The 24,897-nt window shown below is 73.4% G+C and carries 25 protein-coding genes; 18 read left to right on the forward strand and 7 right to left on the reverse strand.

All coding sequences use genetic code 11. The features are described from left to right. Positions 1–114: 114 nt before the first annotated feature. The 4 genes from ACIG36_RS03755 to ACIG36_RS03770 all read left to right on the forward strand — a co-directional run bounded on the left by ACIG36_RS03755 (position 115) and on the right by ACIG36_RS03770 (position 4,389). Positions 115–366 (forward strand): hypothetical protein, encoded by a 252-nt coding sequence (locus ACIG36_RS03755; RefSeq protein WP_399921287.1) that lies wholly within the window; start codon positions 115–117, stop codon positions 364–366. Between the two features lie 20 nt (positions 367–386). After that, a complete protein-coding gene (locus ACIG36_RS03760) occupies positions 387–1,760 on the forward strand; it encodes an NYN domain-containing protein (RefSeq protein WP_399921288.1) in 1,374 nt (457 codons plus the stop codon). 262 nt (positions 1,761–2,022) lie between these two features. After that, on the forward strand, positions 2,023–3,099 hold the full coding sequence (locus tag ACIG36_RS03765; protein WP_399921291.1) for an NlpC/P60 family protein: 1,077 nt from the start codon (positions 2,023–2,025) through the stop codon (positions 3,097–3,099). Between the two features lie 48 nt (positions 3,100–3,147). Continuing rightward, positions 3,148–4,389 (forward strand): hypothetical protein, encoded by a 1,242-nt coding sequence (locus ACIG36_RS03770; protein WP_399921294.1) that lies wholly within the window; start codon positions 3,148–3,150, stop codon positions 4,387–4,389. Between the two features lie 175 nt (positions 4,390–4,564). Here ACIG36_RS03770 and ACIG36_RS03775 read toward each other — a convergent pair whose 3' ends face one another. Further along, on the reverse strand, positions 4,565–5,809 hold the full coding sequence (locus ACIG36_RS03775) for a glycosyltransferase 87 family protein (RefSeq protein WP_399921297.1): 1,245 nt from the start codon (positions 5,807–5,809) through the stop codon (positions 4,565–4,567). Positions 5,810–5,994: 185 nt separating this feature from the next. Between ACIG36_RS03775 and ACIG36_RS03780 the strand changes: the two genes are divergently transcribed. Next, positions 5,995–7,137, forward strand: coding sequence for a glycosyltransferase family 4 protein (locus ACIG36_RS03780; protein WP_399921300.1), 1,143 nt, complete (start codon positions 5,995–5,997; stop codon positions 7,135–7,137). Positions 7,138–7,230: 93 nt separating this feature from the next. On the opposite strand, the gene ACIG36_RS03785 is transcribed toward ACIG36_RS03780, so the two are convergent. Further along, the gene (locus ACIG36_RS03785) at positions 7,231–9,027 is read right to left on the reverse strand and encodes an AMP-dependent synthetase/ligase (protein WP_399921303.1); all 1,797 of its coding nucleotides are present in this window, start codon (positions 9,025–9,027) and stop codon (positions 7,231–7,233) included. Positions 9,028–9,293: 266 nt separating this feature from the next. On the opposite strand from ACIG36_RS03785, the gene ACIG36_RS03790 reads away from it, so the two are divergent. The 6 genes from ACIG36_RS03790 (at position 9,294) to ACIG36_RS03815 (ending at position 14,153) form a co-directional block, all read left to right on the forward strand. Continuing rightward, positions 9,294–10,055, forward strand: a complete 762-nt coding sequence (locus ACIG36_RS03790; protein ID WP_399921306.1) for a metallophosphoesterase — start codon at positions 9,294–9,296, stop codon at positions 10,053–10,055. A gap of 73 nt (positions 10,056–10,128) precedes the next feature. Further along, a complete protein-coding gene (locus tag ACIG36_RS03795; RefSeq protein ID WP_399921309.1) occupies positions 10,129–10,578 on the forward strand; it encodes an SRPBCC family protein in 450 nt (149 codons plus the stop codon). 45 nt (positions 10,579–10,623) lie between these two features. Continuing rightward, complete coding sequence (locus ACIG36_RS03800; RefSeq protein ID WP_399921312.1) at positions 10,624–11,850, forward strand: ArsA-related P-loop ATPase; 1,227 nt, start codon at positions 10,624–10,626, stop codon at positions 11,848–11,850. Between the two features lie 57 nt (positions 11,851–11,907). Beyond that, complete coding sequence (locus ACIG36_RS03805; RefSeq protein WP_399921314.1) at positions 11,908–12,369, forward strand: DUF5304 domain-containing protein; 462 nt, start codon at positions 11,908–11,910, stop codon at positions 12,367–12,369. A gap of 57 nt (positions 12,370–12,426) precedes the next feature. After that, entirely contained in the window at positions 12,427–13,368 is a 942-nt protein-coding gene (locus ACIG36_RS03810; protein WP_399921317.1) for an ROK family glucokinase, read from the forward strand. A gap of 32 nt (positions 13,369–13,400) precedes the next feature. Further along, positions 13,401–14,153 carry an endonuclease/exonuclease/phosphatase family protein gene (locus tag ACIG36_RS03815; protein WP_399921320.1) on the forward strand — a complete coding sequence of 251 codons (753 nt, stop codon included), beginning with the start codon at positions 13,401–13,403 and terminating at the stop codon, positions 14,151–14,153. Positions 14,154–14,181: 28 nt separating this feature from the next. Here the strand turns inward: ACIG36_RS03815 and ACIG36_RS03820 are convergent, their stop codons facing one another. Further along, positions 14,182–14,775 carry a hypothetical protein gene (locus ACIG36_RS03820; protein ID WP_399921323.1) on the reverse strand — a complete coding sequence of 198 codons (594 nt, stop codon included), beginning with the start codon at positions 14,773–14,775 and terminating at the stop codon, positions 14,182–14,184. Further along, positions 14,768–15,541: an alpha/beta hydrolase gene (locus tag ACIG36_RS03825; protein ID WP_399921325.1), complete on the reverse strand. Its 774-nt coding sequence runs from the start codon at positions 15,539–15,541 to the stop codon at positions 14,768–14,770. Before ACIG36_RS03825 ends, ACIG36_RS03820 begins: the two co-directional genes overlap by 8 nt. 124 nt (positions 15,542–15,665) lie before the next feature. Here ACIG36_RS03825 and ACIG36_RS03830 point away from each other — a divergent pair, with 124 nt between their 5' ends. Genes ACIG36_RS03830 through ACIG36_RS03845 form a run of 4 tightly spaced genes read left to right on the forward strand, consistent with a single transcriptional unit; the run spans position 15,666 to position 19,456 of the window. Continuing rightward, positions 15,666–16,439, forward strand: coding sequence for a lysophospholipid acyltransferase family protein (locus ACIG36_RS03830; RefSeq protein ID WP_399921328.1), 774 nt, complete (start codon positions 15,666–15,668; stop codon positions 16,437–16,439). Between the two features lie 25 nt (positions 16,440–16,464). Next, entirely contained in the window at positions 16,465–17,703 is a 1,239-nt protein-coding gene (gene macS / locus ACIG36_RS03835) for a MacS family sensor histidine kinase (RefSeq protein ID WP_399921331.1), read from the forward strand. After that, positions 17,700–18,374 (forward strand): response regulator, encoded by a 675-nt coding sequence (locus tag ACIG36_RS03840; RefSeq protein WP_399921334.1) that lies wholly within the window; start codon positions 17,700–17,702, stop codon positions 18,372–18,374. The genes macS and ACIG36_RS03840 overlap by 4 nt, the downstream gene beginning before the upstream one ends. A gap of 50 nt (positions 18,375–18,424) precedes the next feature. Beyond that, complete coding sequence (locus ACIG36_RS03845) at positions 18,425–19,456, forward strand: 6-phosphofructokinase (protein WP_399921337.1); 1,032 nt, start codon at positions 18,425–18,427, stop codon at positions 19,454–19,456. A gap of 58 nt (positions 19,457–19,514) precedes the next feature. On the opposite strand, the gene ACIG36_RS03850 is transcribed toward ACIG36_RS03845, so the two are convergent. Both ACIG36_RS03850 and ACIG36_RS03855 read right to left on the reverse strand, forming a co-directional pair. Then, positions 19,515–21,440, reverse strand: a complete 1,926-nt coding sequence (locus ACIG36_RS03850) for an anthranilate synthase family protein (protein ID WP_399921340.1) — start codon at positions 21,438–21,440, stop codon at positions 19,515–19,517. Between the two features lie 104 nt (positions 21,441–21,544). After that, the gene (locus ACIG36_RS03855; protein WP_399922189.1) at positions 21,545–21,607 is read right to left on the reverse strand and encodes a trp operon leader peptide; all 63 of its coding nucleotides are present in this window, start codon (positions 21,605–21,607) and stop codon (positions 21,545–21,547) included. Positions 21,608–21,752: 145 nt separating this feature from the next. Here ACIG36_RS03855 and ACIG36_RS03860 point away from each other — a divergent pair, with 145 nt between their 5' ends. Together ACIG36_RS03860 and ACIG36_RS03865 are read left to right on the forward strand one after the other, a co-directional pair. Further along, a complete protein-coding gene (locus ACIG36_RS03860; RefSeq protein ID WP_399921343.1) occupies positions 21,753–23,102 on the forward strand; it encodes a class II 3-deoxy-7-phosphoheptulonate synthase in 1,350 nt (449 codons plus the stop codon). Between the two features lie 139 nt (positions 23,103–23,241). Continuing rightward, on the forward strand, positions 23,242–23,505 hold the full coding sequence (locus tag ACIG36_RS03865; protein ID WP_399921346.1) for a bacterioferritin-associated ferredoxin: 264 nt from the start codon (positions 23,242–23,244) through the stop codon (positions 23,503–23,505). Between the two features lie 49 nt (positions 23,506–23,554). Here ACIG36_RS03865 and bfr read toward each other — a convergent pair whose 3' ends face one another. Next, complete coding sequence (gene bfr / locus ACIG36_RS03870; protein WP_399921350.1) at positions 23,555–24,043, reverse strand: bacterioferritin; 489 nt, start codon at positions 24,041–24,043, stop codon at positions 23,555–23,557. Positions 24,044–24,222: 179 nt separating this feature from the next. On the opposite strand from bfr, the gene ACIG36_RS03875 reads away from it, so the two are divergent. After that, complete coding sequence (locus tag ACIG36_RS03875) at positions 24,223–24,879, forward strand: sulfite oxidase-like oxidoreductase (protein WP_399921353.1); 657 nt, start codon at positions 24,223–24,225, stop codon at positions 24,877–24,879. The last annotated feature ends 18 nt before the right edge of the window (positions 24,880–24,897 follow it).

Below are 24,897 nucleotides of genomic sequence, written 5' to 3' on the forward strand. Positions count from 1 at the left end.
TCGCCGGTCCGTCCCCCGGACCCCGGGGCACCGCGCCCGGCGACCGGCAGGCCGTAGGGTTACCAGGAGCACTCCCGGTCAGACGTTGTCAGACGAGTGAGGACGGACGAGACGATGGGCGTTCCCCAGCCGGCATCCGGCACCCGGTGGCGCTGCACGCTGTGCGGCAACCTGACCCGCTTCGACGTGACGCGTTCGACCAGGGCCGTCGAATTCGTCCACCTCGATCTGGCCGGGGAGCCCAGGGTGGAGGAGCGCGAGATCGTCAGTGAGACGATCGAGTCCGTGCGGTGCCGCTGGTGCAACGCGGTCGACCAGATCGAGCTGGTGGACCGGCCGGGCGCGAGTACGACGAGTACTACCTGAAGAACGGGAGCGATGAAGCGGTGGCGGAGCACACGGACGACGTGGAGGCGGCCGGTGACGCCGGCGGGGCCGACGACGGCGTCAGCGAGGTGCTCGACCGGCCACTGCCCGAGGGGATCAGACGGCGGGTCATCGGCCTGGTCGCCGAGGCGTTCGGCGGCCTGACCGTCGCCGAGCTCCCCGCCCAGCTGAGGCAGTACGCCCGGTTCACCCCGAGCCGCCGGGCCAAGTTCGCCGGCAACGCCATGGCGGCCGCCGTGGAGAGCGACACCGTCTTCCGGCAGCGCATCTCCGCGCGGCTGCGCGAGGCGGGCTCGGAGCTGGCCCAGGCGCTGGACGCCGGTTCGCCGCCCGCGGCCGCGGACCCGGAGGACGTGGCGGCCATGGCCTTCGTGCTGCGCCCCACCGGCTGGGTCAAGCTGGTCACGGCCGCCGGCGAGGAGGCCCAGCGGGCGAGCGCCGAGCGGGCGGGCGAGGAGGCCCAGCGCGAACTGCGGCGCCTGCGCGCCCGGCTGGCGGCGGCTCAGGACGAGACCCGGGCCGAGGCCGAGCGCCTGCGGGCGGAGCTGGAGACGGCACGCAAGGAGGCCGAGTCGCTGCAGCGCAAGCTGCGCAGCGCGGTCAGCGACGTGCGGCGCGGCGAGGCGGCCCTGCGCAGGACGCAGGCCGAGCTGGAGTCCGTCCGCGCGGACGCCGCGGCCGAGAAGGCGGCCGCCTCCGGCGAGGTGCGGCGCGTCAAGGCGCGGCTGGCGGAGGCCGAGGGCGCGCTGGAGGCGGGCCGCCGGGCGGTGCGCGAGGGACGCAGCGTGGAGGACATGCGGCTGCGACTGCTGCTGGACACGGTGCTGGACGCCGCCCAGGGGCTGCGCCGCGAGCTGGCGCTGCCGCCCGCCTCGATGCACCCGGCGGACACCGTGGACGCGGTGCAGCCGGGCACGATGACCCCCAAGGACATCGCCACGCGCGCCCTGTCGGAGACCGACCCGGCCCTGCTGGACCAGCTGCTGGCGCTCCCTCAGGCGCACCTGGTGGTCGACGGCTACAACGTCACCAAGACCGGCTACCCGACGATGCCGCTGGACAAGCAGCGGCTGCGGCTGCTGGGCGGGCTGGCGATGCTGGCCGCGCAGACCGGCGCCGAGGTCACCTGCGTCTTCGACGGCGCCGAGCTCGCCGCGCCGGTGCTGCTGGCCCCGCCGCGCGGGGTGCGGGTGCTGTTCAGCAAGCCCGGGGTGACGGCGGACGAGCTGATCCGCCAGCTGGTGCGGGCCGAGCCGCCGGGCCGCCCGGTCGTGGTGGTCTCCACCGACCGCGAGGTGGCGGACGGCGTCGCCAAGGTGGGGGCGCGGCCCGTCGCCTCCGCCCTGCTGCTCAAGCGGCTCGCCCGGACCTGAGGCCCGTCAGGCGGGCGCGCGCGGGTCACCGCCTGCGCGGCGCGCCACACCCCCCGTTCGGGCGAACCGCCACCGCGCCGCCTTGATGCCCCGCCCCGCCCGTGACCTGCGTCTTGGGCGGGGCGTCGGTTTTCCCGCCGCGCGCGGTCTTTGAACCGGCGGTGAGCGCGCCGCTACTGTCTGGCGCGCGGTGCCCGCCTGTCGTCCGCCCGCACCCGAAGGCGGCAGGGTCCGCGCACAGTGGAAGGGAGTGCGGCACGCAGTGGCGTTCCATCGCCGTCCTTCGCAGTCCGGCCCCAAGCAGCCCGGCACCGGCCGGGGCGTCCGGGTCACCGTCCTGTCGGCCGCCGTGGCCACCGCGGCGGCAGCCCTGACGAGCGCCCCGGCGACCGCCAGGCCGGGGGGCCCCGCCGACGGGAGCGAGGCGTCCGGGACGGTGAAGTCCCGGCTCGACCGGCTCTACGAACAGGCCGAGCGGGCCACCGAGAAGTACAACGCCGCCGGGGAGCGCACCCGAGCGCTGCGCGAGCGGGTGGAACGGGCCACCGACCGGGTCGCGCGCGGCCAGGAGAAGCTCAACCGGATGCGCTCCGACCTCGGCATGATCGCCACCGCCCAGTACCGCAACGGCGCCGTGGACCCCGCCCTGGAGCTGCTGCTGTCCTCCGACCCCGACGGCTACCTCGACAAGGCCTCCACCCTCGACCGCATCACCGGCCGCCAGGCCGAACAGCTGCGGGCCGTGCTGGCGGCGCAGCGCGGACTGCGCCAGGAGCGGCAGGAGGCCACCCGCACGCTGGCCGAGCTGGAGCGCAGCCGGCGGGCCGTCGAGGCGCACAAGCGGGAGGTCGAGGGCCGCCTCGCCGCCGCGCGCAGGCTGCTGAACTCGCTGCCCGAGGCCGACCGCGAGGAGTACGCGCGCTCCTCCCGCTCCGGAGAGCGCTCCGGCGGCCCGTACCGGGCACCCGCCCTGCCGCGCCTGTCCGAGGTCTCCGGCCGGGGCTACGCCGCCGCCATGGCGGTGCGCCAGGCGATCGGTTCGCCCTATGCCTGGGGGGCCACCGGGCCGGGTGCCTTCGACTGCTCGGGGCTGATGCAGTGGGCGTACGGGCGGGCCGGGGTGGGCCTGCCGCGCACCTCGCAGGCCCAGCGCAACGCCGGGCGCCGCGTCTCGCTGGCCGAGGCCCGCCCCGGCGACCTGGTGATCTACCGGGACGACGCCAGCCACGTGGGCATGTACGTGGGCAACGGGCAGGTCGTGCACGCCCCCTACCCCGGCGCGCGGGTGCGCTACGACCCGGCCGACATGATGCCGATCTCCTCCGTCACCCGCCCCTGAGCGTGCCCTGACCCCGGCCGGCGGCCACCGGGCTCGTACGATGCGGGCGTGACGGGCAGGCAGCGGAGTGGACGGCGCACGGTGTGCGGCCTGGCGGCACTGCTGCTCGCCCTGCAGGCCCTCACCGGCTGCGGCTCCGGCGCCCCGCCCGGCCCCGAGGGCCGCACGGAGAACGCCGACCGGGGCGTGCAGCGCCTGCTGGACCGCTGGGGCACGGCCGTCCGGAACCGCGACGAGAGCGCGTACCTGGCGGCCGTCGACCCGGCCGCCGGCGGCTACCGCGACGAGCGACGGCAGGTGTTCGCCAACCTCGCCGCCGTGCCGCTGGCCTCCTGGGAGTACCGGCTGGTGCGCACCGGGCCGGCCGCGGGCGGCCGCACCGCGGCCGAGGCGGAACTGCGGTACCGGCTGGCCGGATACGACACGGCACCGGTCACCACCCCGGTGCGGCTGACGCTGGCGCGGCGCGCGGGGCGCTGGTACGTGGCGGGCCAGGACACCCGCGAGGGCGGCGGGCAGCTGTGGGAGCAGGGCGCGGTCACGGCCGTGCGGGGCAAGCGCAGCCTCGTCCTCGCGGTGGGCCAGGACCAGGAGCGGCTGCGGGCGCTGGCGGACCTCGCCGACCGGGCGGTGCCCGCGGTCGAGTCGGCCTGGCGCGGCCCCTGGGCCCGGCGCGTCGTCGTCGAGATGCCGGCCTCGCTGAGCCGGATGGCGGCGCTGCTGGGGGCGCCCGCCTCCCACTACCGGGGCATCGCGGCGGTGACCACGGGCGAGGTGGGCGGCGCGGGCGCGGCCCCCGCCGACCGCATCATCGTCAACCCCGAGGCGTACGGGGTGCTCGGCGGCTTCGGCCGCCGGATCGTGCTGACGCACGAGACCGCCCACGTCGCCACCCGCGCCGCGACCTCCGCGGCCACCCCGCTGTGGCTCTCCGAGGGCTTCGCCGACTGGGCCGCCTACCGCGGCACCGGGCGCACCGCCCGGCAGGCCGCGCCGGAACTGGCGGCCGCCGTCGCGGCGGGGCGCGCGCCGCAGAAGCTGCCGGAGGACGCGGAGTTCGGCTTCGCGGGGGAGGCGGGGCGGCTGGCGCGGGCGTACGAGGAGGGGTGGCTGGCCTGTCGGATGATCGCGGAGGAGTGGGGGGAGGAGAGGCTGGCCGCGTTCTACCGGGCCGTGGGCTCGCGGAAGCGGCGGGGTGGGGCGGTGGAGGGGGCGGTGCGGGATGTTCTGGGGGTGGACATGGGAGGTTTCACGGTGCGGTGGCGGGAGTACGTGGCGAGGGCCTTTTGATTCCCCCACCCCGCCCCTTCCCGTAAGGCCTCAAACGCCGGCCGGGCTACTGTGCTCTGGCCTCAAACGCCGGCCGGGCTACTGTGCTCTGGCCTCAAACGCCGGCCGGGCTACTGTGCTCTGGCCTCAAACGCCGGCCGGGCTGAAGAGCCCGGTCGGCGTTTGAGGCCAGTGGTCACCCCGGCACCAGCGCCGACTCCCGTTCCGCCGGTGGTTCCGGTTCTTCCTCCTCCGTCGCCGGGCGGTCGGTGACCGTCTCGCGCCACAGGCGCGTGCAGGCGATCAGTGTGGCGGCGACGAGCAGGCCGTTGCGCAGGGTCAGCGTCGCCACGCCCAGCTTGTCGCTGGCGACGACGTGCGAGAACCAGATGGGGAACTCCAGCTGGGTCAGCGGCGCGGCCAGGAGGACGAGCAGCACCGGGAGTTGCCGGCGGGGCGTGCGCATCGTGACGCAGACGGCGGCCAGGCCGATCAGCCACACCATGTACTGCGGGCTGATGACCCGGCTCGTCGTGGTGAACAGCAGCACGGCCGCGAACGCGGCGTCGTAGGGCGTCGTCGCGCTGAAGCGGCGGGCCCGCATCCGCCACAGCACCAGCCAGGCGAAGGCCAGCAGGCTCAGGCCCAGCGCGAGGGCGCTCACCGCGTGGACGTGCCGGCCCAGGAACTCCACCGAGCCGTAGTTCAGCCGCGCCTTGCCGTGCCAGCCGAAGTGCCGGGCCAGGTGGAAGACCAGCGCGCCCAGCGACTCGACCTCGGTGCCCCGGTCGCGCTGGAAGGTCAGGAAGGCCAGCGCGCCCGGCATCGCCGCCGCGAAGAACATCGTCAGGCCCGCCGCCGTGACCAGCGCCGCGCTCCACGTCGAGCGGGTGCGCGGGCCGCGCGGCGTGCCGATGAGCAGCAGCACCGGCCAGACCTTCAGCAGCGCCCCGAAGCCGACCAGGGCCCCCGACAGCCGGGTCCGCCGGGCGGCGGCCAGCAGCGCGGCCACCGCGACGGCCGTGACCATCACGTCGTAGCGGGCGTAGACGATCGGCCCCAGAAGCGGCACCCCGATCACCCAGACCCATACGCCCGCCCGGCCGCGCCCGCCGCCCCGGACCGCGTACAGCAGCATCCCCATGACAGCCGCGTCGGCCAGCAGGCACAGCACGAAGAACGCCGGGGCGTAGCCGAGGAACGGCAGCAGTCCGGGGGCGAGCACCGCCAGCGCGGCCGCCGGCGGGTACTGCCAGGTGACGTCGTCGTACGGGAAGATGCCGGTGCGCAGGACGCCGTACCAGCCCTGGTAGATCACCTCGATGTCGACGGAGACGTCCGAGCCGGGCATCTCCCACACCCGGAACACGCACATCATCAGAACGGCCCGGGTGACGGCCCACACCACGATCGAGAGCCGCAGACCAGTGCCCGCCACCATCGTTCACCTCGTCCCTTCGGGTCGGCACGACGCCGCTACGTGTCGTACGCGTTCCGTCACTGCAAGGAATGATGCCGCCCCGGGCCCGCGCACGCGACGACATGGCGGGGGCGCGTCCCCCGGATCCGCCGCCCCGGGGGCACCCCCGGCGGCGGGCCGCGGCGCACCCGGTACTGTCGGCGGCGATGCACAAGACCCTCATCGTCACCAATGACTTTCCGCCGCGCCCCGGCGGCATCCAGGCCTTCCTGCACAACATGGCGCTGCGCCTGGACCCGGCGAGCATCGTCGTCTACGCCTCCACCTGGAAGCACGGCCGCGAGGGCGCGGAGGCCACGGCACGGTTCGACGCCGAGCAGCCGTTCCCGGTGGTCCGTGACCGTACGACGATGCTGCTGCCCACCCCCCGGGTGACCCGGCGGGCGGCCACGCTGCTGCGGGAGCACGGCTGCTCGTCGGTGTGGTTCGGGGCCGCCGCGCCGCTGGGGCTGATGGCCCCCGCGCTGCGCCGTGCGGGCGCGCGCAGGCTGGTCGCGACCACGCACGGGCACGAGGCGGGCTGGGCCCAGCTGCCGGCGTCCCGGCAGTTGCTGCGGCGGATCGGCGAGGGCACCGACACAATCACCTATCTGGGCGAGTACACGCGCTCGCGGATCGCCTCCGCGTTGACGAACGAGGCGGCCGCGCGGATGGTGCAACTGCCGCCCGGCGTGAACGAGAAGACCTTCCACCCCGGTTCCGGCGGCGACGAGGTCCGCGCCCGGCTCGGCCTGAGGGACCGCCCGGTCGTCGTCTGCGTCTCCCGGCTCGTGCCCCGCAAGGGCCAGGACACCCTCATCCGCGCCCTGCCGGCCATCCTGGCGGCCGAGCCGGACACCGTGCTGCTCATCGTCGGCGGCGGCCCCTACGAGCGGGACCTGCGCCGGCTGGCGGCCGACACCGACGTGGCCCACGCGGTCCGCTTCACGGGCGCTGTGCCCTGGGAGGAGCTGCCCGCGCACTTCGGTGCCGGTGACGTCTTCGCCATGCCCTGCCGCACGCGCCGGGGCGGGCTGGACGTCGAGGGGCTCGGCATCGTCTACCTCGAGGCCTCGGCGACCGGGCTGCCCGTGGTGGCCGGCGACTCAGGCGGCGCGCCGGACGCCGTCCTCGACGGCGAGACCGGCTATGTGGTCAGGGGCGGCTCCCCCGAGGAGACCGCCGACCGGATCGTCACCCTGCTCCAGGACCCGGAGCTGCGCCGCCGGATGGGCGAGCGCGGCCGGGAGTGGGTCGAGGAGCGCTGGAGATGGGACCTGCTGGCGGAACGGCTCAAGGAACTGCTGTGACAAGGAGCTGCTCGACACCCGCACGGTGAACAACGGGTAAGGGGCTAGCGCCATGGCGCGAGCCCCTTACTTGTTGCGGCTGTTGACGCGGCCTCAGCCGTGGTAGATCGCCTCGATCTCGTCCGCGAAGTCCTTCGCCACCACATTGCGCTTGAGCTTCAGGGACGGCGTCACATGGCCGGAGGCCTCGGTGAACTGCGCGGGCAGGATGCGGAACTTGCGGACCGACTCGGCCTTGGAGACCGCCGAGTTGCCGTCGTCCACGGCCTTCTGCACGGCCGCCAGCAGGTCCGGGTCGTCGGTCAGCTCGGCCGCGCTGAGCCCGGCCGGCTTGCCCTGCTGCTCGAGCCAGCGCGGCAGGAAGTCCTCGTCCAGGGTGACCAGCGCGCCCACGAACGGGCGTCCGTCGCCGACGACCATGCACTCGGCGACCAGCGCGTGGGCCCGGATGCGGTCCTCGATCACGGCCGGGGCGACGTTCTTGCCGCCCGCCGTGACGATGATCTCCTTCTTGCGGCCGGTGATGCTCAGGTAGCCGTCCTCGTCCAGCGTGCCCAGGTCGCCGGTGTGGAACCAGCCGTCCGACAGCGCCTCGGCCGTCGCCGCCTCGTTGTTCCAGTAGCCGGAGAACAGGTGCTCGCCGTGCAGCAGCACCTCGCCGTCGTCGGCGATGCGCACCACCGAGCCCGGCAGCGGCTGGCCCACCGTGCCGATCTTCTGCTTGTCCCAGGGGTTGAAGGCCGTCGCCGCGCAGGACTCGGTCAGCCCGTAGCCCTCCAGGACCGTGAAGCCGATGCCCCGGTAGAAGTGGCCGAGCCGCTCGCCCAGCGGCGCCCCGCCGGAGATCGCGTGGGTGGCCTTGCCGCCCAGCACCGCGCGCAGCTTGCTGTAGACCAGCTTGTCGAAGATCTTGTGCTTGACCTTCAGCCCGAACGACGGGCCCGCCGGGGCGTCCAGCGCGCGGCTGTAGGCGATGGCGGTGTCCGCCGCCCGGTCGAAGATCTTGCCCTTGCCGTCGGCCTGCGCCTTGGCGCGGGCGCCGTTGTAGACCTTCTCGAAGACGCGCGGGACGCCCAGCACCAGCGAGGGGCGGAAGCTCTGCAGGTCGTCGGTCAGGTTGCGGATGTCGCTGACCATGCCGAGCCGGATCGGGGCCAGCATCGCCGCGACCTCGACCAGCCGGCCGAAGACGTGGGCGGCGGGCAGGAAGAGCAGGACCGAGTGCTCGCCGGTGTTGAACAGCGGCTTGAGCCGCTCGACGGCGTTGCCGCACTCGGCGAAGAAGTTGCGGTGGGTCAGCACACAGCCCTTGGGGCGGCCGGTGGTGCCCGAGGTGTAGACGATGGTGGCGGGGGAGTCCGCGGTGGCCAGCGCGCTGCGCTCGTCCACCGACTCGTCGCTCAGCGACTCGCCCGCGGCCCGCAGCCGCTCGACCGCGCCGCGCTCGATCTGCCAGACGTGGGCCAGCTCCGGCAGCCGGTCGCGCACCGACTCCACCGCCGCCTCGTGCGCCGGGGTCTCGGCCAGGCAGGCGACCGCGCCGGAGTCGCCGAGGATCCACTGGATCTGCTCGGGCGAGCTCGTCTCGTAGATCGGCACGGTGACGCCGCCCGCGCTCCAGATGGCGAAGTCCAGCAGCGCCCACTCGTAGCGGGTGCGCGACAGCAGGCCGACCCGGTCGCCCGGCTTGATCCCGGAGGCCATCAGGCCCTTGGCGGCGGCCCGCACCTCCGCGAGGAAGCCGGTCGCGGTGACGTCCTGCCACTGGCCGTCGACCTTGCGCCCTATGACGACGACGTCGGGGTGGAGCGCGGCGTTCCGGCGGATGAGATCCGTCAGGTTTCCGTCCGCGGGGACCTCGTAGAGGGCCGGAAGGCTGAACTCGCGCAAGACTGCTGCTCCTCGTCGGGCGCCGGCGCCGCCGCGTCGTCGAGGGGCGCTGCGTCGGCTGCGGTCCATGATCAGGCAGGGGTGTTGGACTGCCCGGACGTTACCCATCAGTACGGAATTCGAATAGAGGGGCGCGCCCAGATGTTCCATGCGTCACATGCCACGGGGCCGCTCCCCGCACCCTAGCTGCTCGGCCAGGTGACCCGGAAGTAACCGCAGGTCGGGGCCCTTCCTCCGGCGCGGGCGCAGCGCCTAGGGTGATCGGTATGCGAGTCCACGTGGTCAGCGACGTACACGGCAACGCCGAGGGCCTGGCGCGGGCCGGGGACGGCGCCGACGCCCTGATCTGCCTCGGGGACCTCGTCCTCTTCCTCGACTACGCCGACCACTCGCGCGGCATCTTCCCCGAGCTGTTCGGCGTCGAGGCCGCCGACCGCATCGTCGAGCTGCGCACCGCCCGCCGCTTCGAGGAGGCCCGCGAGCTCTCCCGCGCGCTGTGGGACGGCGTCGACCGGGCCGCCGTCGTCGAGGCCGCCGTCCGCAAGCAGTACGCGGAGCTCTTCGCCGCCTTCCCCACGCCCACCTACGCCACCTACGGCAACGTCGACATCCCGCCGCTGTGGCCCGAGTACGCCCGGCCCGGCACCACCGTCCTCGACGGCGAGCGGGTCGAGATCGGCGGCCTGGTCTTCGGCTTCGTCGGCGGCGGCCTGCGCTCGCCCATGCGCACCCCCTACGAGGTCGACGACGAGACCTACGCCGCCAAGCTCGCCGCCCTCGGCGAGGTCGACGTGCTGTGCTCGCACATCCCGCCCGACGTGCCCGAGCTCTGCTACGACACCGTCGCCCGCCGCTTCGAGCGCGGCAGCTCCGCCCTGCTGGAGACCATCCGCGCCACCCGCCCCAAGTACGCCCTCTTCGGCCACGTCCACCAGCCGCTCGCCCGCCGGATGCGCATCGGCGCCACCGAGTGCGTCAACGTCGGCCACTTCGCGGCGGGCGGGACACCCTGGGTGCTGGAGTGGTGACGCGCAGCGCGAGGTAGCCTTCACCGGCAGCACACAAAGTCGAGGTCGCGCACCGGTACGGAGGAGCCCGCAGATGGCGGAACACACCAGCTCGAGCATCACGATCGAGGCGACGCCGGCCGAGGTCATGTCGGTGATCGCCGACTTCGGCCGCTATCCGGAGTGGACGGGCGAGGTCAAGCAGGCCGAGGTGCTGGAGCAGGACGAGCAGGGCCGCGCCCGCAAGGTGCGACTGGTCCTGGACGCCGGCGCCATCAAGGACGACCACACCCTCAACTACAGCTGGCCCGCCGAGAACGTCGTCGAGTGGTCGCTGGACAGGTCCCAGATGCTGCGCCAGCTCGACGGCTCCTACAGCCTGGAGCCCGAGGCGGGCGGCAAGCACACCAAGGTGACCTACCAGCTCACCGTGGACGTGAAGATCCCCATGCTCGGCATGATCAAGCGCAAGGCGGAGAAGGTCATCATCGACCGCGCCCTCGAGGGCCTCAAGCAGCGCGTCGAGAGCGGGCCGGCTGCCTGACGGCCTGACCCACCGGACACGCACCGACCCGCTGGAGGCTCCACCTTGCGTACGGTCCTCGTCACCGGTCCCGGCGGCGCGGGCCGCACCACCGTCGCGGCGGCCACGGCGCTGGCCGCCGCCCGCGCCGGGCGCCGCGTGCTGCTGCTCACCTGCGACCGCGGCCCCGCCCCCGACGCGGTGCTCGGCACCGCGCTGCCCGCCGAGGGCGGCGACGCCCGGACGCCCTGGGCGCCGCCCGTCGAGGCCGCCCCGGGGCTGTGGGCCGCCCGCGTGGGCACCGGCGAGCACTTCCGCGCCCTGGCCGGCGACCTGCAGGACCGCGGCACCTCCCTCTTCGACCTCCTCGGTGCCGCCCCCCTCGACCCCGAGGAACTCACCGAACTCCCCGGCGCCGAGCCGCTGGCCGTCCTCGCCGCCCTGCGCGCCGCCCACGCCGACGCCGAGCGGTGGGACCTCCTCGTCGTCGACATGCCGCCCGCGCACGAGACCGTGCGCCTGCTCGCCCTGCCCGAACAACTCGGCCGCTACCTGCGCCGCCTGCTGCCCCCCGAGCGCCAGGCGGCCCGCGCCCTGCGGCCCATGCTCGCCCAGCTGGCCGGCGTGCCGATGCCCGCCCAGCGGCTCTACGACACCGCCGAGCACTGGCAGCGCGAGCTGACCGCCGTGCAGCAGGTCATCGAGGCCGACGGCACCACCGTCCGCCTGGTCGCCGAGCCGGGCCCGCTCACCAACGAGGCCCTGCGCACCGCCCGCGCCGGCCTCGCCCTGCAGGGCTGCCGTATCGATTCGCTCGTGGCGAACCGGCTGCTGCCCGCCGACAGCGACGACCCCTGGCTCGCCGCCCTCGCCGACGAACAGCGCACCGCCCACCGCGCCCTGTGCGAGGAGTTCCTCGCCGACGGCGTCACCGTGCGCGACCTGCCGCACCTGGGCCGCGCCCCGCGCGGCGCCGGGGACCTGGCCGCCCTGGCCGCGGGCGCCGCCCCCACCGGCGCGAGCGCCCGGGACGGCGACCCCTGGACCGTCGAGGACCGCCTGGCCACGGACGGCATGCTCGTCTGGCGGCTCCCGCTGCCCGGCGCCGAACGCGACGGCCTCGGCCTGGTGCGCCGCGGCGACGAACTGGTCGTCGGCGTCGGGCCGTTCCGCCGCGTCCTGCCCCTGCCCTCCGCCCTGCGCCGCTGCACCGTCGCCGGGGCCGGGCTGCGCGACGGGGCGCTGTGCGTGCGCTTCATACCCGATCCCGGCCTGTGGCCGGGCACCCGCTGAACGGCGCCGCGTCGTTCGGGTAACGTCGAAGGAAAATCCAGCCCGCAGGAGTCCGTCATGAGCGATCCCACCGAGCGCCCCGGCACCGGCCCGGCGCCCGACCACGACGCGTGGGAGCGGGCCTGCGCCGAGGACCTCGCCGCCGAGAACGCCCGCCGCCGCGAGGAGTCCGGCGCCGGGTACGAACCGGGCAGCGCCGCCGAGGAACTGCGCAAGCTCGTCGACGCCGTCGCCGACAAGGTCTCCGCCTTCCAGCTGCCCGCCGCCGCCGGCGCCGCCCAGGGCGCGGTGCAGCAGCTCGTCGCGCAGGCCAAGGCCGCCGTCGAGCCCGTCATCGAGCGCAACCCCGAGGTCTTCGACCACCTCGCCGCGGCCGGCTCCGAACTGCTGGCCGCCTACCGCGCCGCCGTCCAGGGCCAGGAGGCGCGCTGGACCCGCGACGAGCCCGCGCGCGAGCCGCGCGAGCCGGGCAACGGCGAGGGTACGGGCGGCGGAAGCGAACGCATCGACCTCGACTGATCTCCCCCTCGGGTACGGTGGGTCGCGGCGGGGTTCGAGCGAAAAACTGAGGGATACATGGGACTCACCATCGGCGTCGACATCGGCGGCACGAAGATCGCGGCCGGCGTGGTCGACGAAGAGGGCTCGATCCTCGCGACGTGCAAGGTGCCGACCCCGGACACCCCCGAGGGCGTCATCGACGCCATCGCGGACGCGGTGCGCACGGTCAGCGAGGGCCACGCGATCGAGGCCGTCGGCATCGGCGCCGCCGGCTACGTGGACGACAAGCGGGCCACGGTCCTGTTCGCCCCGAACATCAACTGGCGGCACGAGGCGCTCAAGGACAAGGTCGAGCAGCGCGTCGGCCTCCCCGTCGTCGTCGAGAACGACGCCAACGCCGCCGCCTGGGGCGAGTACCGCTTCGGCGCCGGCAAGGGCCACGACGACGTCATCTGCATCACCCTGGGCACCGGCCTGGGCGGCGGCATCATCATCGGCAACAAGCTGCGCCGCGGCCGCTTCGGCGTGGCCGCCGAGTTCGGCCACATCCGCGTCGTCCCCGACGGCCTGCTGTGCGGCTGCGGCAGCCAGGGCTGCTGGGAGCAGTACGCCTCCGGCCGCGCCCTGGTCCGCTACGCCAGGCAGCGTGCCCAGGCCACCCCGGAGAACGCCGAGATCCTCCTCGGCCTGGGCGACGGCACCCCCGAGGGCATCGAGGGCAAGCACATCAGCGACGCCGCCCGCCAGGGCGACCCGGTCGCCATCGACTCCTTCCGCGAGCTCGCCCGCTGGGCCGGCGCGGGCCTGGCCGACCTGGCCTCGCTCTTCGACCCCTCGGCGTTCATCGTCGGCGGCGGCGTCTCGGACGAGGGCGACCTCGTCCTGGACCCCATCCGCAAGTCCTTCCGCCGCTGGCTGGTCGGCGGCCAGTGGCGCCCCCACGCGCAGGTTCTGGCCGCGCAGCTGGGCGGCAAGGCGGGCCTGGTGGGCGCCGCCGACCTCGCACGTCAGGGCTGACGCACTCGCCACAGCGGCGGAAAGGGGTAGCGGTGCTGAAGGACCTCCCGGCGTCCCGTACGGAGTCCGACGGCACCGCCGTCGTGCGGGTGCTCTCCTACAACATCCGCTCGATGCGCGACGACGTGGCGGCACTGGCCCGGGTCATCCGGGCCTGTGCCCCCGACGTCGTCTGCGTCCAGGAGGCACCGCGCTTCTTCCGCTGGCGCAAGGCCGCCGCCCGCCTCGCCCGCGAGGCCGAGCTGGTGTACACCACGGGCGGCGGCACGGCCTCCGGCCCGATGATCCTCACCTCGCTGCGCGCCCACGTCGAGCGCGCGGGGGACGTCCTGCTGCCCCGGACGCCCGCCCTGCACCAGCGCGGACTGGCGACGGCCGTCCTGCGCTTCGGGCGGGCCCGGCTCGGGGTGATCAGCTGCCACCTGAGCATCAATGCCGACGAGCGGTACGGGCAGGGGCGGCTGCTGCTGGACCACCTGGGCGCGCTGGACGTGCCGCACGCCGTCGTCGCCGGCGACCTCAACGACCGCCCCGACGGGCGCACCTTCGGGCTGCTGGCCGGCACCCTGCAGGACGGCTGGGCCGTCGAGCCGTGGGGGCGCGAGCACACCACGCGGCTGGACGACCCGCTCCAGCGCATCGACGCGGTCTTCGCCACGCACGACGTCCGGGTGCTGGGCTGCGGGGTGCCGATGGGCCTGCCGGGCGTGCGGGAGGCGGACCTGCGGGCGGCCACGGACCACCTGCCGGTGCTGGCCGCGCTGCGGGTGCCGGCGACGGCCTGAGGCCGGACGACCGGGCGGGACGACCGTCTCAGACGACCGCGCCGCGCCCCGGATCGTCGTCGTCCTCGTCGTCGTTGTCCTTCATCCGCAGGACGAGCGTGGCGAAGCCCCCCAGGAAACCGCCCACCCCCAGCGTGGTGAGCCACCACGTCAGCTCCTGCCGCAGCAGCACCATGACGAGCAGCAGCAGCGGACCGCCCAGCACCGCGATCCACGCGAAGCGGGACGTCACATCGCCCGTCGGCAGCGGCGGCGGCTCAGGGGGCACGAAATGGCCCTCGTCGGGCTCCTCCGCATCGTCGTCGCCGTCGGACGCGGTGGCGGACTCGGGCGCGCTCCAGTCGCGGGGGCCCACCCCGGGGGCGTAGACGATGAACCCGCCGGGACGTTCCGGCGCGGGCCTGCCCGCCGCCGGGGGCGTGGCGCCACCGTCGCCGGCTGCCGGGGCGTCCGGCGCCTCCGGGGCCTCGGGGGTGTCCTTGACGTCGCCGGAGGCGGGCCAGCGGCCCTTCTCCGGGTCCGGCTGCTCGCCGTACGCCGCCACGAGCTCCGCCCAGGCCCGGTCCTCGTCCAGCGGGTCGCGGCTGTCGTCGCGGTCGCGGCCCGCGTCGTGCTCAGCCACGGGAGGCCGCCTCCCGACTGCCGACGGACAGCCGCTCGATGAAGGCATACGTGTGCTCGAAGATCGAGGGGGCGTCGTGGTCCAGCGTCGCCACGTGGTAGCTGTTCTCCAGCAGCCGCTCGGTGACGTCGCGCGAGGAGACCCGCGCCAGGATGCGGGCCGAGTCGGCCGGCGGCACCACATGGTCCTCGGGGCTGTGCATCAGCAGCAGCGGCTGGGTGACCTGCGGCAGCTCGGAGTCCAGCCGCTGCAGCCCGCGCCGGAAGGAGTACGCGGCGTGCAGCGGCACCCGGTCGTAGCCGATCTCCCGGCCGCCCGGCTTGGCGATGTCGTCGGCGATGCCCGCGGTGGTGGGGATCAGGTGGCGCACCACCGGCAGGGCCTTCGCGGCCAGGCCGTGCACCTTGTTGGCGGGGTTGACCAGCACGATGCCGGAGACGGCGTCGCCGTGCTTGGCGGCCAGCCGCAGCGTCAGCGCCCCGCCCATCGACAGCCCGCACACGAAGACGCTCGAGCACTTCTCCCGGAGCCGGTGCAGCTCGCGGTCGACCTCCGCGTACCAGTCCTCCCAGCCCGTGACCGCCATGTCCTGCCAGCGGGTGCCGTGCCCGGGAAGCAGGGGCAGCGAGACCGTCAGACCCCGCTCCGCGAGATAATCGGCCCAGGGCCTTACGGACTGCGGGGAGCCGGTGAAGCCGTGACACACAAGGACGCCGACCTCTCCGCCCTCATGGCGGAACGGCTCGGCACCGGGCAGGAACGGCACCGGGATCTCCGATCGATGGAACGGGACAACGGGACAAGGAAGGCTCTGGCCCTCAGCCTACGCGGAGCGCCGCACGGCGGGTAGGCAGGTTAAGGTCTCCTCGTCACACACAGGAGGTTCTCGGTTGTTCTACGGCGCAATGAAGCTGTCCATCGGCGGGTCGCTGAAGCTTGCCTTCAGGCCGTGGGTGGAGGGCTTGGAGAACGTACCGGCCGAGGGGCCCGCCATCCTGGCGAGCAACCACCTGTCCTTCTCGGACTCCTTCTTCCTGCCCGCGGTGCTCGATCGCAAGATCACCTTCATCGCCAAGCAGGAGTACTTCACCTCTCCCGGGGTCAAGGGGAAGCTGACGGCGGCCTTCTTCAAGGGCGTGGGCCAGCTCCCCGTCGACCGCTCGGGCGCCCGGGGCGCCGGCGAGGCCGCGATCAAGAGCGGCATCGAGGTGCTGGAGCGCGGTGAGCTCTTCGGCATCTACCCCGAGGGCACCCGGTCCCCGGACGGCCGCCTCTACCGCGGCAAGCCCGGCGGGCTGGCCCGGGTGGCGCTGGCCACCGGCGCCCCCGTGATCCCGGTGGCGATGATCGACACCGAGAAGGTGCAGCCGCCGGGCAAGGTCCTGCCGAAGATGATCCGGCCGGGCATCCGGATCGGCAAGCCGCTGGACTTCAGCCGCTACCACGGCATGGACGGCGACCGCTTCATCCTCCGCTCGGTGACCGACGAGGTCATGTACGAGATCATGAAGCTCTCCGGCCAGGAGTACGTCGACATCTACGCGACCGCCGCCAAGCGGCAGATCGCGGAGGAGGCGAAGCGGCAGGCCGAGGAGGAGAAGGCGGCGAAGGCCGCCGGGCTCGACAAGGCGGGAAAGAAGGCGGAGCACAAGTCCGAGGCGTAAGGTCGCCCGGGGTGGGGGGCGGTTCATGGCACAGCGCACCGGGCGACGCCGCCCGCGTTCCGTACGGATGTCGGTGGAGCTGCCGCTGTGGCGGGCCCTGACCGGCTACCGGATCCTCACCCTCGGCTACGCGCTCGCGCTCTTCCTCCTCAACCACCGCGAGTACGCCCATCCGCTCGGCGCCGCGCTCTACATGGGCGTACTGACCCTGTGGACGCTGCTGACCTGGAACCGGGTCACCTCGGCCGAGCGCTGCACGAAGTCGTTCCTGATCGCCGACCTGACGATCGCGATCGCCGGAATCCTGCTCACCGCGGTGCTCGACACCGCCGAGCGGATCGACGGAGGCGCGGCCACCCTCCCGTCCATCTGGGCCGGCGGCGCCGTCCTGGGCATGGCCATCAAGGGCGGCTGGCGCTGGGCGGCGGTCGGCTCCACGCTCGTCGCGGTCGCCAACCTCGTCGAGCGCGGCGGTCCGGCCCGCGACACCGTCCACAACGTGGTCCTGGTGTGGGTCTCCAGCATCGCCGTCGGCTACATCGTCGAGGTCGCCCGCGCCAGTGAGCGCACCCTCGCCCGCGCCCTGCAGATCGAGGCCGCCACCCGCGAACGCGAGCGGCTGGCCCGCGACATCCACGACAGCGTCCTGCAGGTCCTGGCCATGGTGCAGCGGCGCGGCGCCGCGCTCGGCGGCGAGGCCGCCGAGCTGGGCAGGATGGCCGGCGAACAGGAGATCGCGCTGCGCACCCTGGTGGCCGGCGGCCTGGTGCCCCCGCAGCCCTCCGCCGACCGGCTCGCCGAGGACGCCGAGCTCGTGCGCACCGTGCGCCCCGCCCCCGCCCCGCCGGTCGGCCCCTGCGACCTGCGCGCCCTGCTCGCGCCGCACGCCGGCGCCACCGTCACCTTCTCCGCCCCCGGCACCGCCGTCCTGCTGGAGGCGGCCGCGGCCGCGGAACTGGCGGCCGCCGTCAGCGCCGCGCTGGACAATGTCGCCAAGCACGCCGGCCAGGACGCCCAGGCCTGGATCCTGCTCGAGGACGAACCCGGCGAGGTGATCGTCACCGTCCGGGACGACGGACCGGGCATCCCCGAGGGACGGCTCGCGGACGCGGAGCGGGAGGGGCGCATGGGCGTCGCCCTGTCCATCCGCGGCCGCCTGCGGGACCTGGGCGGCACGGCCGATCTGGTGTCCGTGCCGGGACAGGGCACCGAGGTCGAACTGAGAGTTCCGAAGGTTCCACGGGGGAGCGAGGGCACACGATGAGCACAGAGACAGAGCAGGTCAGGGTGATGGTCGTCGACGACCACCCGATGTGGCGCGACGCGGTCGCCCGCGACCTGGCCGCCGCCGGCTACGACGTGGTCGCCACCGCCGGCGACGGCCCGCAGGCCGTGCGCCGCGCCAAGGCCGCCGTCCCCGACGTGCTGGTGCTCGACCTCAACCTGCCCGGCCTGCCGGGCGCCGCCGTCTGCAAGGAACTGGTCGCCGAACAGCCCGGCCTGCGCGTCCTGGTGCTCTCCGCCAGCGGCGAGCACGCGGACGTCCTCGAGGCCGTCAAGTCCGGCGCCACCGGCTACCTGCTCAAGTCGGCCAGCACGGAGGAGCTGCTGGACGCGGTGCGCCGCACCGCCGCCGGAGACCCCGTCTTCACCCCGGGGCTGGCCGGGCTCGTCCTCGGCGAGTACCGCAGGCTGGCCGCCGACCCCGCCCCGGCCGCCCCCGACGAGCCCAAGGCGCCGCGGCTGACCGACCGCGAGACCGAGGTCCTCCGGCTCGTGGCCAAGGGTCTGTCGTACAAGCAGATCGCCGAACGCCTGGTTATTTCCCACCGCACGGTGCAGAACCATGTTCAGAACACCTTGGGCAAGCTCCAGTTGCACAACCGCGTGGAGCTCGTCCGCTACGCGATAGAGCGAGGCCTCGACGACGCCTGACCGCCCTTCCGCGGCCGGGGTCGTCCTTCGGCGGAAGGAAGGTGTCCGGCATGCGGATCGGAGTACTGACCGGCGGCGGCGACTGCCCCGGGCTGAACGCGGTCATCCGCGCCGTCGTCCGCAAGGGCGTCCAGGACCACGACCACGACTTCATCGGCTTCAAGGACGGCTGGCGCGGCCCGCTGCACGGCGCCGTCACGCCCCTCGGCATCCCGGCCGTACGCGGCATCCTCCCGCGCGGCGGGACGATCCTCGGCTCGTCACGGACCAACCCCTTCAAGGAGACGGACGGCGTCCGCCGCATCAAGGAGTCCCTCGAGCAGTACGCGGTGGACGCCCTCGTCGTCATCGGCGGCGAGGACACCCTGGGCGTGGCCGCCCGGCTGTACGAGGAGTACGGCATCCGCTGCGTCGGCGTGCCCAAGACCATCGACAACGACCTCTCCGCCACGGACTACACCTTCGGCTTCGACACCGCCGTCAACATCGCCACCGAGGCCATCGACCGCCTGCACACCACGGCCGAATCCCATATGCGCGTACTGGTGGTGGAGGTCATGGGCCGGCACGCGGGCTGGATCGCCCTGCACTCCGGCCTCGCCGGGGGCGCCAACGTCATCCTCGTCCCCGAGCAGCGCTTCGACGTCGACGAGGTCTGCGGCTGGGTCACCTCCCGCTTCCGCGCCAGCTACGCCCCGATCGTGGTCGTGGCGGAGGGCGCGATGCCGCTGGACGGCGACCTGATCCTCAAGAACGCCTCCGCGCAGGACTCCTTCGGCCACGTCCGCCTGTCGGGGGTGGGGGAGTGGCTGGCGGAGGAGATCGAACGCCGGACGGGCAAGGAGGCCCGCACCACGGTCCTCGGGCACGTGCAGCGCGGCGGCACGCCGAGCGCGTTCGACCGCTGGCTCGCGACCCGGTTCGGGCTGCACGCCCTGGCCGCCGTGGACGGCGGCGACTTCGGGACGATGGTGGCGCTGCGGGGCGCGGACATCGTCCGCGTTCCCCTGGCCGAGGCCACGGCCCGTCTGAAGACGGTGCCGGCGGAGATGTACGAGGAAGTGAAGGTGTTCTTCGGCTGACCGTGCCCACCGGCCCGTCGCCCGGAAGCGTCATGCTTCCGAGCGACGGGCCGGCCGTTCACACGAGGACGGCGCTCAGCAGCTCGGCGACGATCGCCACACCGTTCAGCGTCAGCACCGACTCGGGGTGGAACTGCACCCCGGCGAAGCCGGGCCCCCGCAGGCAGTGCACATCACCGCTCCCCGCGTCGCGGCTGACCGTCACCCCGTGCATGCCCAGCTCGCCGGCCACGGCGTCGTCGCACCGCGCCGTGAAGGTGTTGTAGAACCCGACCGTCTCCTGGCGCCCGAAGAAGTCGATCCGCTCCTGCGCCCCCTGGAAGGGCACCCGCTTGCGGACGATCTCCACCCCCAGCTCCGCCGCGATCAGTTCGTGCCCCAGGCACACCCCCAGCAGGCCGTGGCGGTGCCCGCGCAGAAGGTCCGCCGCCAGCTCGCGCAGCATCCGCATCTTGGGGTCGGCCGTGTCCGACGGGTCGCCGGGGCCGGGGCCCAGCACCACAGGGCCCTCGTGGCCCAGCGCGGCGTCCCGCAGGCCCGGCTCGTCGTAGCGGCGCACGGTCACCGTCAGGCCCGAGGTGCGCAGCAGATGGGCGAGCATCGCCGTGAAGGTGTCCTCGCCGTCGACGACCAGCGCGTGCCCCCTCAGCGCGGGAGTGGTCGCGGCGGTCTGCATCCGGAGCCAGAACGGGGCCAGATCCGCGCGGCGGGCGTCGAGGGCGGCCCGTACCCGGACGTCGTCCGCGAGCCGTACGGCCGGGGTGGCCGCCGTGCGTACGGGGGCCGGCCGCACCCCGAGGGCGGCCAGGACCCCGGCCGCCTTGGCGTGGGTCTCGGCGACCTCGCCGTGCGGATCGGAGTGGCGCACCAGCGTGGCGCCGACGGCCACGCGCAGCCGGCCGCGGCGGTCGATGTCGGCGGTGCGGATGAGGATGGGGGAGTCCAGGGTCTGCGCGCCGCCGGCGTCGCGGCCGATGAGGGCGAGGGCGCCCGCGTAGTAGCGGCGGCCCTGCGGTTCGTAGCGCTCGATGACGCGGCAGGCGTTCTGGACGGGCGAGCCGGTGACGGTGGCGGCGAACATCGTCTCGCGCAGCACCTCGCGGACGTCCAGTGAGGAGCGTCCGCGCAGCTCGTACTCGGTGTGCGCGAGGTGGGCCATCTCGCGCAGCCGGGGGCCGACGACGACGCCGCCCATGTCGCCGACGGTGCACATCATCTTCAGTTCCTCGTCCACGACCATGGACAGCTCCTCCACCTCCTTGCGGTCGTGCAGGAAGCCGAGCAGGCCCTCCGCCGAGGGGCCGCCCGCCGGATAGCGGTAGGTGCCGCTGATGGGGTTCATCACGACCGTTCCGCCGGTCATGCGCACATGCACCTCGGGGCTGGCGCCCACCAGGGTGCGCTCGCCGGTGTGCACGACGTACGTCCAGTAGGCGCCGCGCTCACCGTCCAGCAGGCGGCGGAAGAGCGCGAGGGCGTCGTGGGCGGTCCAGCCGTGGATCTCGCCCTCGAAGTTGCGCCGGATGACGAAGTTGGCGCCCTCGCCGGTGCCGATCTCGTCCTCGATGACGCGCCGGACGATGCCCGCGTACTCCTCGTCGCCGATGTCGAAGGCCCCGCCCTCGACCCGCACCTCGTGTGCCGGAAGGGCGGCGAGGGTCTCGGCGAGCGGCAGCTCGTGCGTCTCTTCCGGGCGCAGGACGAGCAGGGGGGTGCCGTCGTCGCGGACGTCGAAGCCGCGCTCGCGGATCTGCCGGAAGGGGACGACGGCCAGGGCGTCGTGCACCGGACCGCCGTGGGCGGCGGGCCCGGTGGGCAGCGGGATGTCGCCGAGCCGTTCCACCTCGGTGACGGGCCCGAGCAGCAGCTCGACCGTCTCCCCGGCGGGGCTGTGGGGGAGCCCGGGGGTGCGGCGGTGGAGCAGGGCGAAGGGCGGGCAGCCGGGGGCGGTCAGCCGGGCGAGAAGGGCTGCGGTGGTGGTCATGCGGGTCGTTCCTTCCTGGGAGGGAGGAACGGCCCCGGGCCGGCGTCCGGTGGGACGCCGAAGGCCGCCCCTCGGGGCGGCCTTCGCGAGTCGGATACGCGCGATCAGTGGGCCGCCGGAGGAGCGGTCCACCACCAGTTCTGATTCTGGCTCGTCAGCACGTACATGCGCGGCACCCTACCCGACGCCACGGGCTCGCGTCCCGGATTTTGCGCAGTGCTTGTCCGTACTCATGGGCGGCGCCGTCTCAGGATTCGTCTCAGAGTCCGGTCCGGCCGCTGGGCGGCGTCGGCGACCCCGTAATGTTGAGGCGTGACCGTGAACGCTGAAATCCACGCCGGTGGCAACACCTGGCGCTCCCTGCCCGCGGCGCAGCAGCCTGACTGGCCGGACCAAGAGGCTCTGCGCGATGTGATCGCCGAGCTCGAGTCCTATCCGCCTCTCGTCTTCGCGGGCGAGTGCGACCAGCTGCGCCAGCGCCTGGGAGCCGTCGCCCGTGGAGAGGCGTTTCTGCTGCAGGGCGGTGACTGCGCGGAGGCCTTCGACGCCGTCGGCGCCGACCAGATCCGCAACAAGCTCAAGACCCTGCTCCAGATGGGCGCGGTGCTGACCTACGCCGGGTCCGTGCCCGTGGTGAAGGTCGGCCGCATCGCCGGCCAGTACAGCAAGCCGCGCTCGAAGCCCACCGAGACCCGCGACGGCGTGACCCTGCCGACCTACCGCGGCGACTCCGTCAACGGCTTCGCCTTCACGCCCGAGGCCCGCACGCCGGACCCGCAGCGGCTGAAGCGGATGTACCAGGCGTCGGCCTCGACGCTGAACCTGGTCCGTGCCTTCACCACCGGTGGCTACGCCGACCTGCGCCAGGTGCACGCCTGGAACCAGGACTTCGTGCGGTCCTCGCCCTCCGGCCAGCGCTACGAGCAGCTGGCCCGCGAGATCGACCGGGCGATGAACTTCATGAACGCCTGCGGGGTGGACCCGGAGGAGTTCAAGACGGTCGAGTTCTACGCCTCCCACGAGGCGCTGGTGCTCGACTACGAGTCCGCGCTGACCCGCGTGGACTCGCGCACCGGCCGGCTGTACGACGTCTCGGGCCACATGGTCTGGATCGGTGAGCGCACCCGGCAGCTGGACGGCGCCCACATCGAGTTCTGCTCGAAGATCCGCAACCCGATCGGGGTGAAGCTCGGGCCGACGACGACGCCCGAGGAGGCGCTGACCCTCATCGAGCGGCTGGACCCGGAGCGCGAGCCCGGCCGGCTGACCTTCATCACCCGGATGGGCGCGGACAAGATCCGCGACAAGCTCCCCACCCTGGTGGAGAAGGTCACGGCGTCCGGCGCCCAGGTGGCCTGGGTCTGCGACCCGATGCACGGCAACACCTTCGAGGCGGCCTCGGGCCACAAGACCCGTCGCTTCGACGACGTGCTGGACGAGGTCAAGGGCTTCTTCGAGGTCCACAAGGGCCTGGGCACCCACCCGGGCGGCATCCACGTGGAGCTGACCGGTGACGATGTCACCGAGTGCGTGGGCGGCGGCGACGAGATCTTCGTCGACGACCTGCACCAGCGCTACGAGACGGCGTGCGACCCCCGCCTCAACCGCAGCCAGTCCCTGGACCTGGCGTTCCTGGTCGCCGAGATGTACCGCGACCAGTAATAACCGCAGGTAACGACGATGGGGCCCGGATCTGTGATCCGGGCCCCATCGCGTTGTTATTCGGCCGCCGAGACGGGTAAGGTAAGGGTAACCTTATTGATCGACTCGGCCTATCGGGCCAACGCAAGGCGGTGACCGCGTGTACGTCTGCTCGTGCTTCGGCATTACGGAGCAGCAGGTGCGCGAGCACGCGGACAAGGGGGCGTGCACGCCCCGGCAGATCGCCTCCGCCTGCAAGGCCGGCACCGACTGCGGCAGCTGTGTCCGCCGCATCCAGGCGCTGCTCGGCCGCGGCGCGTGCCCGCGCCGTGAGCTGACCGACCGCGGTGAGAGCGACGTCCTGGGCGCCGACGTGGCGCTCATACCGGCCTCCGCCGCCGCGGACGACCGGGCCGCCGCCTAAGTCCCAGGGCGTGTAGGAGTTCCCCGGGCGCAGCGGTGGTGGAGGCCCCTCAGTGGCTGCCGCCGTTCTCCTGCTCGATGAACTGCGCGATGTACAGCGCCTCGCCGAGCTTGTCGAGCAGCTCCAGCTGGGTGTCCAGGTAGTCGATGTGATCCTCCTCGTCCGCGAGGATCGACTCGAAGATGTTGGCCGAGGTGATGTCGCCCTTGGCCCGCATGACCTCCACGCCGCGCCGCAGGCGGTCGATGGCCTCGACCTCGACCTGGCGGTCGGCCTGGAACATCTCGCTGATCGTCTGGCCGACGCGGACGTGGAAGAGCCGCTGGTAGTTGGGCAGCCCCTCCAGGAAGATGATGCGGTCGGTCAGCACCTCCGCGTGCTTCATCTCGTCGAACGACTCCGCGCGGGTGTGTGACGCGATCTTCGTCCAGCCGTGGTGCTCCTGCAGCTTCGCATGCAGGAAGTACTGGTTGATCGCGGTCAGCTCGGCAGTCAGCTGTTCATTGAGGAACTCGATGACCTCGGGGTCGCCCTGCATCGCGAGGGCTCCTTCCTGGGGGCACCTCCCGGCGGGTGTCCGGGGAGGATGACGGGCAGGTAGCGCGCATCCTCGCACCGCCCTTCGAAGCCGTCCAGTAAGTTCACACTTAGTGGGAGTTGCCCCGATACCTCTGCCCCGGGTCATCAGCACCCCGCAAGGTCTGACACCATTGAGCCATGGGGCCCTCCAAGAACACCGAAAGCCGCAAAGGGGAAAGCCCCGAGCCACCGCCGGTCGGGGCCCCCGCGCTGCCTCCGGGGCAGCGGCTCCAGCGCGGATGGCCGGTGACGCACTACGGCCCGGTCCCGAGGTTCAAGCCGGACCGCTGGGAGTTCCGTGTCTTCGGTGCGACGGCGGACGGGGACAAGCACTGCTGGACGCACGACGAGTTCTCCGCGCTGCCGTACACGACGGTCGTGGCGGATCTGCACTGCGTCACGAAGTACAGCATGCTCGGCGCCGAGTGGGGTGGGGTTTCGGCCCGGACGATCCTCGAACTCGCCCCGCCCGCAGCGGAGGTCACGCATGTGATGGTGTGGGCCGAGTACGGCTTCAGCTCGAACCTGCGGCTCGCCGACTTCACCGACGGCAAGACCATTTTCGCCACCCACAAGGACGGCGAACTCCTCACCGCCGAGCACGGCTTCCCCGTCCGGCTGGTCGTCCCGCACCTCTACGCCTGGAAGGGCCCCAAGTGGGTGCGCGGCGTGGAGTACATGACCGCCGACCGGCGCGGCTTCTGGGAGGAGCGGGGCTACCACAACATCGGCGACCCCTGGCGTGAGCAGCGCTACTCCTACCAGGAGCAGCCGGGCGAGGGCCCCGAGCTGTAGCCCGGCCGGGCCCCGCCG

It is taken from the genome of Streptomyces sp. NPDC053048 (assembly GCF_044547045.1).
Classification (GTDB): Bacteria; Actinomycetota; Actinomycetes; order Streptomycetales; family Streptomycetaceae; genus Streptomyces.

What these genes read in the sequence shown, in the direction of transcription:
- ACIG36_RS03755 (WP_399921287.1), top strand. Translation starts at nt 115, where the DNA reads ATGGGCGTTCCCCAGCCGGCATCCGGCACCCGGTGGCGCTGCACGCTG.
- ACIG36_RS03805 (WP_399921314.1), top strand. Translation starts at nt 11,908, where the DNA reads ATGAGCGATCCCACCGAGCGCCCCGGCACCGGCCCGGCGCCCGACCAC.
- ACIG36_RS03875 (WP_399921353.1), top strand. Translation starts at nt 24,223, where the DNA reads ATGGGGCCCTCCAAGAACACCGAAAGCCGCAAAGGGGAAAGCCCCGAG.
- ACIG36_RS03840 (WP_399921334.1), top strand. Translation starts at nt 17,700, where the DNA reads ATGAGCACAGAGACAGAGCAGGTCAGGGTGATGGTCGTCGACGACCAC.
- bfr (WP_399921350.1), bottom strand. Translation starts at nt 24,043, where the DNA reads ATGCAGGGCGACCCCGAGGTCATCGAGTTCCTCAATGAACAGCTGACT.
- ACIG36_RS03850 (WP_399921340.1), bottom strand. Translation starts at nt 21,440, where the DNA reads ATGACCACCACCGCAGCCCTTCTCGCCCGGCTGACCGCCCCCGGCTGC.
- ACIG36_RS03795 (WP_399921309.1), top strand. Translation starts at nt 10,129, where the DNA reads ATGGCGGAACACACCAGCTCGAGCATCACGATCGAGGCGACGCCGGCC.
- ACIG36_RS03780 (WP_399921300.1), top strand. Translation starts at nt 5,995, where the DNA reads ATGCACAAGACCCTCATCGTCACCAATGACTTTCCGCCGCGCCCCGGC.
- ACIG36_RS03810 (WP_399921317.1), top strand. Translation starts at nt 12,427, where the DNA reads ATGGGACTCACCATCGGCGTCGACATCGGCGGCACGAAGATCGCGGCC.
- ACIG36_RS03790 (WP_399921306.1), top strand. Translation starts at nt 9,294, where the DNA reads ATGCGAGTCCACGTGGTCAGCGACGTACACGGCAACGCCGAGGGCCTG.
- ACIG36_RS03845 (WP_399921337.1), top strand. Translation starts at nt 18,425, where the DNA reads ATGCGGATCGGAGTACTGACCGGCGGCGGCGACTGCCCCGGGCTGAAC.
- macS (WP_399921331.1), top strand. Translation starts at nt 16,465, where the DNA reads ATGGCACAGCGCACCGGGCGACGCCGCCCGCGTTCCGTACGGATGTCG.
- ACIG36_RS03775 (WP_399921297.1), bottom strand. Translation starts at nt 5,809, where the DNA reads ATGGTGGCGGGCACTGGTCTGCGGCTCTCGATCGTGGTGTGGGCCGTC.